The 12,917-nt window shown below is 61.0% G+C and carries 7 protein-coding genes; 2 read left to right on the forward strand and 5 right to left on the reverse strand.

Annotated features, from left to right (window positions below; translation table 11 throughout):
* The 4 genes from GC177_05105 to GC177_05120 form a co-directional block, all read right to left on the reverse strand.
* Positions 1 to 771 (reverse strand): asparagine synthetase B (locus tag GC177_05105; protein MBI1275333.1); only part of this gene is annotated, 771 nt, incomplete at its 3' end.
* A gap of 2 nt (positions 772 to 773) precedes the next feature.
* Positions 774 to 1,610: a methyltransferase domain-containing protein gene (locus tag GC177_05110; protein MBI1275334.1), complete on the reverse strand. Its 837-nt coding sequence runs from the start codon at positions 1,608 to 1,610 to the stop codon at positions 774 to 776.
* Complete coding sequence (locus GC177_05115; GenBank protein ID MBI1275335.1) at positions 1,585 to 2,811, reverse strand: hypothetical protein; 1,227 nt, start codon at positions 2,809 to 2,811, stop codon at positions 1,585 to 1,587. Before GC177_05115 ends, GC177_05110 begins: the two co-directional genes overlap by 26 nt.
* On the reverse strand, positions 2,808 to 3,704 hold the full coding sequence (locus GC177_05120) for a hypothetical protein (protein MBI1275336.1): 897 nt from the start codon (positions 3,702 to 3,704) through the stop codon (positions 2,808 to 2,810). The genes GC177_05115 and GC177_05120 overlap by 4 nt, the downstream gene beginning before the upstream one ends.
* Positions 3,705 to 3,850: 146 nt before the next feature.
* Between GC177_05120 and GC177_05125 the strand changes: the two genes are divergently transcribed.
* Positions 3,851 to 5,158 (forward strand): hypothetical protein, encoded by a 1,308-nt coding sequence (locus tag GC177_05125; GenBank protein MBI1275337.1) that lies wholly within the window; start codon positions 3,851 to 3,853, stop codon positions 5,156 to 5,158.
* On the opposite strand, the gene GC177_05130 is transcribed toward GC177_05125, so the two are convergent.
* The gene (locus GC177_05130) at positions 5,155 to 5,664 is read right to left on the reverse strand and encodes a hypothetical protein (protein MBI1275338.1); all 510 of its coding nucleotides are present in this window, start codon (positions 5,662 to 5,664) and stop codon (positions 5,155 to 5,157) included. The two genes, GC177_05125 and GC177_05130, sit on opposite strands and share 4 nt — an antisense overlap.
* A 191-nt stretch (positions 5,665 to 5,855) precedes the next feature.
* On the opposite strand from GC177_05130, the gene GC177_05135 reads away from it, so the two are divergent.
* A partial coding sequence (locus GC177_05135; GenBank protein MBI1275339.1) for a filamentous hemagglutinin N-terminal domain-containing protein occupies positions 5,856 to 12,917 on the forward strand: 7,062 nt, incomplete at its 3' end.

Raw genomic sequence — 12,917 nt, forward strand, 5'->3', positions numbered from 1 at the left:
CCCCATCGGCACGTCCGACATCAGCTGCCGTTTCACCGCGCCTGCCAGCACCTCGCGATAGGCTTCGCTCGCCTCATCGAAACTGCCGGTGAAGCGAGCATGCGTGGGCTCGATGTAACATCCGGTCGCCAGCCCGCCGCTCGCCGGTGAAAAGCGCAGCCAGTGCCCCGGCGGCAGCCGCTTCACCTCATGCAGCAGCGTATCGGGGGAGGGGACGTAACGCAGGGTCAGGAAGGTCTGCAGCGCCTCGCCATTCACCTCCGCTGCGAAGGGCGACAAGCTCCGCAAGGCGCGCATTTCATACGAAAACGCCAGCGCATCGCCCTTGTTGCGGTAATAAACCGGCTTGACGCCGAACGGGTCGCGCGCCAGGTAAAGGAGCCCCTGTTCCAGATCGGCCGCAGCGAAGGCGAACATGCCGTTCAACAGTGGCAATGTCGCCTCAAACCCATGTTGCGCGAGCATCTCCACCAAGGTTTCCGTGTCCGAATGGCCGCGAAACTCACCGCTCAGGCGCTTGCGCAGATCCATATGGTTGTAGATCTCGCCATTGAAGCTCACCACCCAGCGCCCGTTGCGGCTATGCATGGGTTGTGCGCCGGCTTCGCTCAACTCCACGATCGCCAGCCGCGTATGGCCGAACCACGCCGGCTTGCCGCCGAGCCTGCCGTTCCATTCCCCCTGTCCGTCCGGCCCGCGATGCGCCAGCACAGTCAACAGATCCTTGCTTTTAGTGGGTTTGCGTCCGGCAATGCCGATGATGCCGCACACGGTCAGTCCTTTTGCAGCACAAGGATGATGCCCGAGGATGTGTCGGTTTTCATATCCGCGCGGCTCACTGGCTCATCGCGATATTCCATGAATTTTTGCGAAAAGCATGGCGCCGACCATTTATAGGCCGCCTTCCAGGGATGCGTGCGGATGGCGGGGAACATGAATTTTTCGCCGAACTGAAACCCGTATTCACCGAAATAGGTGCGCGACACTTCCCGCAGCCCCGTCGGCTCGATCAGCCGCTTCTGCACGCCTTCCTTGTCGTAATGCCGCTGATAATAGGTCCCGCCTTCCGACTTCTCGCCATAAACCATGCCCTGACGGTAGAATTCCTTGGGGTAGCCTTCGTTCATCGGCGTTGTCAGGATATAGAGCCCGCCCGGTTTCAGCAGGCTGGCCGTATGCTTCATCGCCGCGCTGTCGAGCGGGGTGGGGAAGTGCTCGATCACCGAAATATTGGTGATGATATCGAACGGCGCCTCCGGCGTAAATGTCAGCGCGTCCTGCTCGAACACATGCAGGCGGGGGTTGCCCTTCATGCCGATGCGGCGTGCGTAATCAAACTGCTCCTGCACCCAGTCGCACTTATCCAGGCAGGAAACGTCCCACTTGCTATGCGCGAGCAAAAAGCTCGGCAGCACGGAATCCCCGGTGCCCACATCCAGGTAGCGCAGCGGCTCGTTGAATTTCTCCCGCAGCAGGTTGACGATGTAGCTCAATTCCGCCGTGCGCTCATAGCCGATGCTTTTGAGAATACGTTTCGGCCCGAGCTTGGAATTATGGCTCACCAGTTCACTGGCGGCGTTGGCGTTAATTTTTCTGGCGGTGGCTGCCATGGGTTGTCCCTTTTGCAGTGGCGAGTAGCAGGGCGCTGTTTGCGTAGCGCCAATAGGCCATTCCTTTCAGGAAAAAGGAAAGAAATGGATAATAACGGAATACATAACGCCCATCCCTTGCCTTCATTGGCCCGTTCAGGAAGCGGGCAATGGCCAGTGCCTTCTCCTCATGCCCATGCTGAAGGCAAAAGCCCAGCGCCTCGGCCATATCATAGGCATCGCGCTGATAGGGCACCGGCTTGTGGCTTTCCGAAAAAGGCCTGGGCAGCCCATCGGCATCAAAGAGATGAGCGAGATAATAGGCCGTGCCCTTATCCAGCGTCGCCTGCACCTGTTGTCTCAACGAAGGGTCTTTGACCAGTGGCAGGATGGAGCGGAGATTCTTCAGCACAAACGCCGTGTGGTAATGGTCCACAAACGGCTCTTCCGGCGCATATACCCATGCTCCATCCGCCCGTTGAATGCGGATAAGGAACATCAGCGCCTCCAGCCCCGCATCCAGAAACAGGCTGTCATCAAACCGCGCATGCGCCTTCAGCAGCAGCTTGGCGCGGTAACTCATCGCATTCACCACCACGCGCCGGTCGATGCAGGAATAACCCGTCACCAGCGTTCCCGTCGTCTCATCCAGCCACGACTGGTAATCCATCGTCGTATGCATCGCCATGGCGCGCAGGCTTTCTTCCAGCCTGTCTTTGCGCCGGTGCGGCAGCATGGCCTCGATAAAATCATAGGCATAGGAGGTTTGCGTGTGGCAGGGAGTCAGCGGCGGGATTTCGCCGCCCTTGCTCTCCCAGCGTATATGGATGCCGAACCCGAACCCATGTTTCGTTTCGGTCTTCAGTTTCATCAGCTGGTCCAGCATGCCGTTTGCCTGCATCAGGCAATGGTTGGCGGGCAATAATTTGCTCGGCATCAGGGTGATATAGGCAAGCCCCGCCTGCGCCAGGCAGATCGGGTGCTGCCGTCTGCGTGCCCACACATGACGAATGGCGGGAAACACCAGGTCCAGCGCTTCCAGCGGAACGGCCAGCGCCATGCCCCATTTATGTTGCCGCCACATGCTCCGCGCATAGCGGCCATACGCATGGTCATACAAATCAGCCGGGTCCACATCCTGAAGGCCGCGGGTGGAAATGGCATGGTCGAGCGAGGCGATGATCGCCCTGCATTCCGCCGTTACTGCCTCGCGCTGGCTCATTGCCAATGGTCCAGTTTCAGGTTGAACATCTCCGCTAACTTAGCGTTATGAGGGGCAAAATACTCGCGCAAAATATTCCGGGTGCTTTCCTGCATCGGAGGGTAGGAAAACGGTTCGATGTTCCGGTTGAGCAACGGCATGGTGATGTGATTGCTCACCCAGATGCGGAACCACTGGGGCGTAATCGCCCGGATAAGGCGCTTATGCGGTCCATCCACGGAAAGAAAAAACCGTTGCAGCCAGGCATGTTTCGGCATGCCTGCCGCATTGCTTTCAAACGAGGTGTTGAGGGTCATTCCCTGCCCCTGTTTTTCTGGCGGCAGCAGCACCTTCAACAGCCGATCCACCACCTTTTCCGGTGTTTTCTTTAGTTCGTCGCTCATCACCACATGCACATGGTCCGCGCCGAACAGTTCCACATAGGGCCGCAACTGCTGGGCATAATGCCCGTGGCTGAGATAGGTCAGTTCCGCCTGTTCCTGATAATTTCCATGCAGCCGCATGATCTCCTGCTGCAACGCGGACTCAAAACTGTCGATATTCTCCCACCCGTTGCGCCGTGCGTACCAATAGGCCGAATAGGCGCGGTCGATCGGGTTGCGCAGCACAGCGACGATGTGCATGTTCGGGTTGTAATCATGGATGCGCTGGGCCGATTGCGAAAAATACATCAGGTGCACATAGGCCCCACCCGCCACCGCCTCGCCCTTATAGTCCCGGTAGAAGGCCTCCAGGTAACGCGGCCCCTGCTGGTAAAACTCGTCCCGCGCGAAATAGTGGATTTCCTTTACTTTCGGCAAAAACACATCCGGATGCTGCGCCAGGTAGTCGTAAAGCGAGGTGGTGCCCGTCTTTTGCGCGCCGACAATCAGCATGTCCAGTTTTTGCAGCATAGGCCCCGTTCAATGTTCGGCGGTCATTTCGCCGACTGTCATTCTGTTAACAATCTTGTATTACGGGTAGCATCTTAGAAACGGACCCTTAACACACCATTACCATGCTTCTGCCGCGCCACGCGATTCACGGTTTTGCCCTTGTCATGCTGCTTCGCCTTGGCGGGGTAGGGCTGCAGCTTGCCATGTTCGTCTGGCTGGCGCATCGCGCCACGCCGGTGGATGTCGGACTTTATGCCATGGTCAATGGTTTCTGGATGGTGGCACGCTTCGTCGGCCCTCTGGGGTGGGACCACACCCTGCTGCGCGACATCCCTGCCTGCCTCACCCAGCAGCGGGAGGGCCAGGCCGCGGCGCTGGAACGTTTCGCCTTCCGCCGCGTGCTGTTGACCAATCTTCTCATCGGCCTTCTGTGCGGCTTGGGTGTGATGTTCTGGCCTGCGAAGGACTTGCCCATCCATACCCCGCTTCTGGCCACGGCCACCGCGCTCGGTATCATGGCCTACGGCATCATCGGCCTGGGCGCATCCCAGCTGCGCGCAAGGCACGAGCAGCTCTGGCCGCAATTGCCGGAAATGCTGCTGCTTCCCGGCATCGCGCTGGCCCTGTGGTTGCCCGCCGGTGCGGTAGGCACGCTGGACGGCACGCAGGCCGTCTGGTTGCAATCCTGCGCGGCCATATTCTGCGCCGGGCTGCATCTCTGGCGCTACCTGCGCCGCTATTACCGGCGAAACATCCGCCTGGAACCCCACCTGGCGCGGGAAGCCGCGGCCTTGACCCACCGCATGTTCGCCACCGCGCTGCTCACCGGTTTCAGCTCCCGTGCGCCGGTGCTGCTGGTGCCGCTGGTGCTGGGCCTTGCCGCCACCGCGCTGATGGAAACCGCCATGCGCTTCACCATGCCGCTGATGCTCTGCGGCTGGGGTGCCACCATGGTGGTCAGCCCCATGCTTTCCGCCCTTCATGCCGAAAAAAAGAAACAGGAACTGCACCAGATCTTCGCCCTCGGTGCCTGGCTGGCCTTCATACCCGCCGTCATCGGCCTGGTGCTGCTAATGCTGTTCGGCAAATGGCTGCTCGCCTGGCTGATGGGCCCATCCTACCTCCCGGCCTACAACGCCATGCTCCTGTTGGCGCTGGCCTGGGTGGTGAATGCCTCCACCGGCATGGCCAGCCGGTTGTTCATGATGACAGGACATGAGCGGGTCACACTGCTCTTCAGCCTGATTCAGGCACTGATACTGGCCTTCGGCGTGCCGCTGGGCGCGCGCTGGCAAGGCGTGGAGGGCGCGGCCTTCGCCGTGCTGATCGCCACATTGTTTCGTGACGGCGGTCTTAACATGCTAGTGCGGCGTTATGTCGGCATCGGCGCGGGCGTCTGGTCCCGCGAGGGTTGGCGTGCCGGGCTGGAACTGCCGAACCTGCTGCGCGAGGCGTTGCGTCGCCGCGCTTAGTCTTTCAAGGGCTTGCCGGGCTCAATCCCGCCCCACGCCATTGGCGCCACCACGGAAATGGACGTATCGGGCGATCCCTCAATGATGCGGGTGGTACGCGCTACATACACCAGCGATCCGTTACCTTGATCATAGATACGGTCGATTTCGAGCGATTTGAAAATGAGCGAGCGGCTTTCGTCGAACACCTCTTCCCCGCTTTCATCCATATCGATGCGTTTGGTGAAGGAAACCGGCCCCGTCTGCGAACAGGAAACGCTGGCAATCGAGGGATCTTCCGCCAGGCCGAGCCCACCCTTAATGCCGCCGGTTTTGGGACGCGCCACATAGCAGGTCACACCTTTCACCTTGGGGTCGTCAAAGGCGGTGATGATGATCTTGTGATTGGGCCCAAGCAGCTTGAATGCCGTGCTGACCTCGCCCACATCGCGTGTTTCCGCCAGTGCCGGAGCCATGGTGAGCAAAAGACAGGCGGCCGCTGTAACATACCGAAAACGCTGGGTCATAAAATCTCCCGAAAGTTAATAAAACACGAGGCAATAACACGTGTTCTATGCAGAAAGCCTGCACTTTATCAATCATAAGATGCGCGACTATCCATAAGAAAAACAAACAAAAATACTAAAATTTTAATCATTGCTTAGAGAAGCTGTCATATTGTGAAACAGTAACCCTAACCGTTGATTCAAACGCGCACATGCGCCCCCTCACAGACTGGCCAAAGCGGCACCTACAAGCAGGAGCAGCCCTACTACTCGCGGCGTGCTCCCCCCTTGCTGCTTTTGCCAATCCGCAGGGGGGAGTGGTTGCTTCCGGTTCGGCCGTCATTCAGCAAAGCGGCTCCCAGCTTCAGATTCACCAGAGCACCAACCGCGCGGTCATCGACTGGCGCGGGTTCGACATCGCCCCGCACGAGACCACCCGCTTCATTCAGCCCGGCAGTGGCAGCTGGACCCTGAACCGCGTGAACGCGGCCAACCCGTCCCTGATCCAGGGCAACCTGATCGCCAACGGCAACATCGCCATCATCAACCCCAACGGTGTGATCTTTAGCGGCACCAGCCGGGTGGATGCCGCCGGCCTGGTGGCCACCACGGCCAATATCACCAATGCCAATTTCATGGCAGGCAACATGCGGTTCGACCAGCCCGGTAACCCCAATGCCAAAATCGTCAACGAGGGCCATATCACGGCCAAGCAGGCCGGTCTGGTCGGTCTGGTCGCGCCGACGGTGGAAAACAGCGGCATCATCGAGGCCCGGCTCGGCAAGGTTTCCCTAGCCGCGGGCGACCGTTTCACGCTTGATCTCACCGGCGACCAGCTCATCCAGGTCAGCATCAGCGACGGCACCGCCGCGCGGATTAAACAATCCGGTAAAATCCATGCCGATGGCGGTCGGGTGGAGATCACCGCCGCCGCGGCGCGCAGCGCGGTGGACAGCCTCATTCAGGTTTCCGGCGAGGTCCGCACCCGCGCCGTCATGGGTAGGGATGGCACCATCCGCATCGTGGCGCTCGGCCGCAACGCGGTGAAGGGCAACCGTACGGCGGATAAGGGTAAACGCAGCGGTCAAAGCCGCATTGAGATTTCCGGCAACCTGGATGCATCCGGCCTGGAAACCGGTCAGAAAGGCGGCCTGATCGAAGTCACCGCCGACCATGTCGGCTTGCTCACCGGCGCCTCCGCCAATGCAAGCGGTTATGCAGGCGGCGGCATCATCCGCATCGGCGGCGATTATCAGGGACTCGGCACAACGGCCACCGCCAGCCTCACCTATATCGGCCAGGGCGTCAACCTCAGTGCCGATGCCATCGCCAACGGTAATGGCGGCAAAATCATCGTCTGGGCCGATGGCGACACGGGCTTTTACGGCTCCATCAGCGCGCGGGGCGGCGCCACCGGCGGCAATGGCGGCTTTGTGGAGGTCTCCGGCAAACAATGGCTGGATTTCCAGGGCACGGCCGACACCCGCGCCCCTCAGGGCCGTCAGGGCAGCCTGCTGCTCGACCCGACCGACATCACCATTTCCGCCGCCGCCAGCACCGCCAGCATGAGCTGGACCGGCACCCAGTTCCGTGACATCACTGTCACGCCTTCCGTGCTCAACGTCACCACCCTGCAAAACCAGCTCGCGCTCTCCAACGTCACCGTCACCACGGCCTCTGCCTTACTTGGCAATGGCGATATCACCGTCGCCACGCCCATCAGCTGGAGCAGCAATTTCAGCCTCACCCTTCAGGCCAACCGCGACATCAACGTCAACCAGTCCATTTCCTGGTCCGGCAACGGCAACCTGACCCTCAGCGCCACGCGTAACATCACTGTCGCCGCAGGTGCGCCGATCAGCTGGAGCGGCACCGGCACCATGAACATGACCTCCGGTCAGGACATCCTCACCAACGCCCAGATCAGCGGCACTTCCACCGGCGCGGCGAACCTGCAGATGTGGGCCACGCGCCACATCACCATCAACCAGAACATCCGCTCCGGCCAGACGGGTGAGATCCAGCTCTATGGCGGCAATACCCAGGCCAACCAGAACAACTGGAGCAACGTAGGCCGTGTGAACCTCAACGCCACGGCTTCCGCCGGGCAGGCGGGCATCCGCATCCGCTCCGGCCATGATGGCAGCAGCGTGCGTCATAACCTCAGCTGGAACGGCACCAGCCTGACCTACGGCCCCGGCGCCATCGCCTTCCTTTATGGCGGCCAGAGCTTAGGCACCGCAGGCAGCGTCAACAACCTGGAGCTCTGGGGTCTCGGCACGGTAAGCTTCACCAGCGCCGCCCGTCCCGGGGCCATTCAGCTTCGCTTCAATGGTGATGCCACCTTCGGCCTCATCAATTCCAGCGGCGCCATTGACCTGCAAAGCACCCTCAACAACGTGGCCCACACCGTCACAGCAACCGGCGCCATCACCTCCACCGGCAATGCGGTGACGCTGACCGCCAACCGCGCGGGCAACCTCACCATCAATGCGGGGGCCACCATCACCAGTGGCATCAACAGCGGCGTGACCCTTTGCGCTGCCGGGTGTGAAATCAGTTATGCGGGCAATCTCACGCTGAATGCCCCGGTAGTGACGGGCCGCAGTCTGCGCATATCCGGCGGTATTTATTCAAGCGGCAACAATAACGACGTGGTGTGGGATGGGACGAATTTCACCTATGGCGGCCAGTCCGTAACCTTCCAATATGGCGATGGCAAAATGAGCACGGCGGGCAACGTGACCGGCCTGACGCTCAATGGGCGCAATATGACATTCTCTGCGCCCGTGATATCCACCGGCGACATCAGCCTGATCGCCCGCAACAATCTGACCGTTGGCAACATCGAGACAGGCACCACCAGCGCGTTGACGTTGTGGGCCGGTTATACCGATGCCGCCCTGTTGGGCGTGGTGACCACCAACGGTACCGTGCAGGCCGGTAACCGTTTCAGCTATTACACCGGCCAGGATGCCATGGCCAACCGCCCCGATGCAAGCTGGGATGGCACCAGCCTTTACGTGGGCACCCAGTTGGTGACATTCAAGAACGGCAGCCTGGCAAGCGCCGGGACGATTCGCTCGCTCTATATCAACGGCGTTCGTGACATCAATTTTACCAGCGATATCTACACCACCGACCTTGGCGTGACGCTTCAGTCTTTCCGTCACCTCACCGCGGCCGCCATTGTTCAGACGGCAGGCAGTCTGACCATCTCAGCGGCAAACGGCAACCCGAACAATGTCGGCTATCTCAACCTCACCGGCGGTGATTATAACGTCTACGCGCCGGATTTCGCCTTGATTTCCGGCCATGACGGCAGCGGCAACCGCCCCGACCTTGAGATTTATTCCAATTACGCCCAGACCGGCGGCACGCGGTTCTTCTTCATGCGCGGCGCGCAGAACATCTCCAACAGCACCACGTTTAACAGCGTCAATATTCAAGGCTTCCGCGACATCACCGCCTACAGCGATATTTACAACCAGAACGGCACCACCATGGTGGCCTCGCGCAACATCACCGTGCAGGGCCTCCGCACCAGTTCCACCAGCAGCATCGATATTCGCGCCGCCAATGGCAGCACCGCCGGGGTAGGGGTGTTGACCGTCAACGGCCCGGTGCAGACATCCGGCTACCTTCGCCTGATCAGCGGTCAGGACGGCAGCAACGGCCGCAGCGACTGGCTCTTGGATAGCAGCACCTTCATTCCCGCCAACGGCAGCACATTTGGCGAGATTCAGGTCTCTGGCTTCCGCGACATCACCATCAACCGCACCATCAACGGCACCTCGCATGTCAATTTCACCGCCATGCGCAATCTTTCCATTACAGGTGATATCTCCACCACTAACAATAGTGCTGACATCGGTCTGAATGCGGCGGGCGGAAACGTGGCGCTGCTCGGGGAACTATCCCTTAACGGCAACGTTACCTATCGCCGCAACCTGACGCTCCTTACCGGTCGCGACGTGGCCACCAATACCACCGACCAGGACCTCTCCACCACGCTCACCTGCGCCCAAAGCCCCACCTGTAGCGGCACGGCAACCATACGCGGCTTCCGCCATGTGAATCTGCTGGGGGCTGATCAGAGCGTCTCCGCGATCAATTTCTCCAACATCACAGGCGACCTGACACTCAACCAGAGCTGGGCCACCACCGGCGCGATGACCATTTCCTCTAACAGCCTGAACACCGCCAACAATGGCATCCTTACCTCCACTGGCGCCCTCAGCCTGACATTCGGCCATAGCGCCGCCGCCGGGGCCACCAGCTCCACGGTCAAACTCAATCGTGCTTCCATCAACACGCTCAGCTTCACCGCTGGCCAGGTCACGCTAAACGTGCCCAACAGCTTCACGGTGGCCACCGCAGGCCATGGCGGCAACACCGGCAGCCTCATTGTCAATGCGCGGGGTGATATCATCCTGGCAGGCGACCTCACCAAAACCACCGGCAGCCTTGAATTCAACGCCGATGCCGAGCTGGACAGCCTCTACACCCTGCCACTGGGCTACACCGCCAACACGGGGGCCTACGGCAGCGGCAGCGTCTATTTCAGCAGCGGCAGCCAGATCACCACCACCAGCGGCAACGCAGCCCTCAACTCCGCCGCCCTGCGTGCCGACGGCGTCACGGCGGCCAATGCCAACCTCACCACCCTGGCCACGGGGGCGGGCAATTACCGCTTCACTACCACCAGCGGCTACATGGCCCTGCGCGGTTTCGGCACCATCACCGCCACCAGCAGCGCGGCTCTGGCTGTCAGCGGCGCGGGCACGGCGGAGCTGGCGCCCAGCAACACGCTCACCTTCTCCACCAGCGTCAATAACGGCAACAGCGCCGCCACGCTGGTGTTGCGCCCCTCACAAACCAGCCGGGCATTGGGGGTAGGGGATGGCGCCATCAATACGGGCCTCTTCCTCAGCACCGCGCTGCTCAACAACATCGGCAGCGGCTGGGGCACCGTGCAGTTCGGCCATGCCGCCCATGCAGCTGCCTTCGAGGTTGCCGGGCGCAACTGGCAGCAGACCATCCGCTTCGCCGCCGCCAGCGGTTCGCCCATTACGTTCCTTGGCAGCATCGGCAGCGTGGCGAGTGCCGCCACCAACATGATCTTCGCCGGGGATACCCTCTTCGGCAGCGGCATAAATGTGGACCTCACCGCCGCCAGCACCAGCCACGGCAACATCACCTTCGGCAACTTCACGCACCAGCTTGGCGGTGACCTGCGCAGCTACCAGGGCGGCATCAACCTTTCCGGCAGCACCACGCTCACCGGCACGGGGGCCTCCACGGTTTCCACACGCGGCACCTTCAACCTTGCTTCCGGCGCAGCCCTTCATGCCGCCAGCCGCGATCTGACGCTACAGACCGACAATATCACGCTCGACGGCACGCTGGACGGCACCGGCAACCTGAACATCCAGCCGCTGACGGCGGCGCGAATCATGGGCCTCGGCACCAGCGCTCCTTCCACCGGCCTGTACCTTACCGATGCGGAAATGGGTAATATCGGCACGGGCTTTAACACCATCACCTTCGGCACCGCCTCCTCCGGCGATCTGACGCTGACCAGTCAACTCAGCGGCTACAACAACCTTGCCTTCCGCGGGCGTGACCTCACCTTTACCCAGCGCATCATCAACGCGCTCGGCATTGATGCCCGCGCCACGCGTGATGTCATTTTGAACGAACGCCTGTCCGCCACCGGCGGCGGCACCTCCATCCTTCTGTCGGCGGCGCGCAATTTCATCAACAACCGCGGCACCGACGTCTTAACCGCCACCGTCGGCCGCTGGCTGGTTTATTCCACCAGCCCACTGACGGATACGCGCAACGGCCTGACCTATGATTTCAAACGCTACAACTGCAGCATCAGCGGTTCCTGCCCGAGCTTCCCGGCCACGGGCAACGGGCTGCTTTACACCTACACTCCCACCGTGACGCTAAAGGCCACCAACATCACGCGTAGCTACGGCCTGGCCAACCCCGATACGGGCATTGTCGCCACCGGCGGCCTGATCGATGGCGATAACCTGTTTGATGTGGTCACCGGCGCCCCCAATTACAACACGGCCGCCAACCAGTATTCCGGGGTCGGCAACCATGCCATTTACCTGAGCGCGGGCACACTGAGTTCTCCGGTCGGCTACACCATTGCCTACGATGCCACCCCCGCCACCCTCACCATCACCAAGGCCAGCCTCACCGCCACCGTCAACAATCAGAGCCGCGCTTACGGCTACAGCAACCCCACGCTGGGCTGGGGCGATGTGGTCTGGACCGGCTTCATGAACGGGGAAAACAGCAGCGTCATCACAGCAGGTGGCGTGACCATCGCCGCCACGGCCACGGCCACGGCCAACGCTGGCACCACGCACACCATCGGTATCGGCGGCTTCAATGCCGCCAACTATCAGCTCGATTCCGTCATCGACGGCACGCTCACCATCACCAAGGCCAGCCTCACCGCCACGGTCAACAACCAAAGCCGCGCTTACGGCTACAATAATCCGAACCCGACCCTGGCGGATGTCACCTTCACCGGCTTCCGCAACGGTCAGAATTACAGCGTCATCGATGCCGGCACGGTGGATGTGGCCGCCGGCGCCACGCTGACGGCCAACGCGGGCACCACCCATGCGATCACCCTGAACGGCTTTAGCGACAATAACTACGACCTGACGATCAACAACGCGGGCACGCTCACCATCACCAAGGCCAACCTCACCGCCGCCGTTCACAACCAGAGCCGGGCCTATGGTGACAGCAACCCCACCCTCACGCTCGCGGACGTCACCTTCACCGGCTTCCGCAATGGCGAGGATGAAAGCGTCATCGACACAGGCACGGTGGATGCCGCTGCCGGAGCTACCTTAACGGCCAATGCGGGCACCACCCATGCCATCAGCCTGAACGGCTTCAACGACAATAACTACAACCTGACGGTCAACAACGCGGGCACGCTCACCATCACCAAGAAAAACATCACCGCCACGGTGGATAACCAAAGCCGCGCCTATGGTTACAGCAATCCCAATCTCACCCTGGCCAATGTCACCTTCACCGGCCTGGCCAATGGGGAGGATGCCAGCGTCATCGACGCGGGCACGGTGAATATCGCCGCCGGTGCCACCCTGGCGGCCAGGGCAGGCACCACCCATGCCATCAACCTGAACGGCTTCAGCGACAATAACTACACCCTCACTGTCAACAACGCGGGCGCGCTCACCATCACCAAAGCGGCCATCAGCCTGCAGGTGCAG

Source organism: bacterium, from assembly GCA_016124905.1.
Taxonomy (GTDB): Bacteria; Pseudomonadota; Alphaproteobacteria; order Rickettsiales; family RI-342; genus RI-342.

What these genes read in the sequence shown, in the direction of transcription:
- GC177_05115 (MBI1275335.1), bottom strand. Translation starts at nt 2,811, where the DNA reads ATGAGCCAGCGCGAGGCAGTAACGGCGGAATGCAGGGCGATCATCGCC.
- GC177_05125 (MBI1275337.1), top strand. Translation starts at nt 3,851, where the DNA reads ATGCTGCTTCGCCTTGGCGGGGTAGGGCTGCAGCTTGCCATGTTCGTC.
- GC177_05110 (MBI1275334.1), bottom strand. Translation starts at nt 1,610, where the DNA reads ATGGCAGCCACCGCCAGAAAAATTAACGCCAACGCCGCCAGTGAACTG.
- GC177_05130 (MBI1275338.1), bottom strand. Translation starts at nt 5,664, where the DNA reads ATGACCCAGCGTTTTCGGTATGTTACAGCGGCCGCCTGTCTTTTGCTC.
- GC177_05120 (MBI1275336.1), bottom strand. Translation starts at nt 3,704, where the DNA reads ATGCTGCAAAAACTGGACATGCTGATTGTCGGCGCGCAAAAGACGGGC.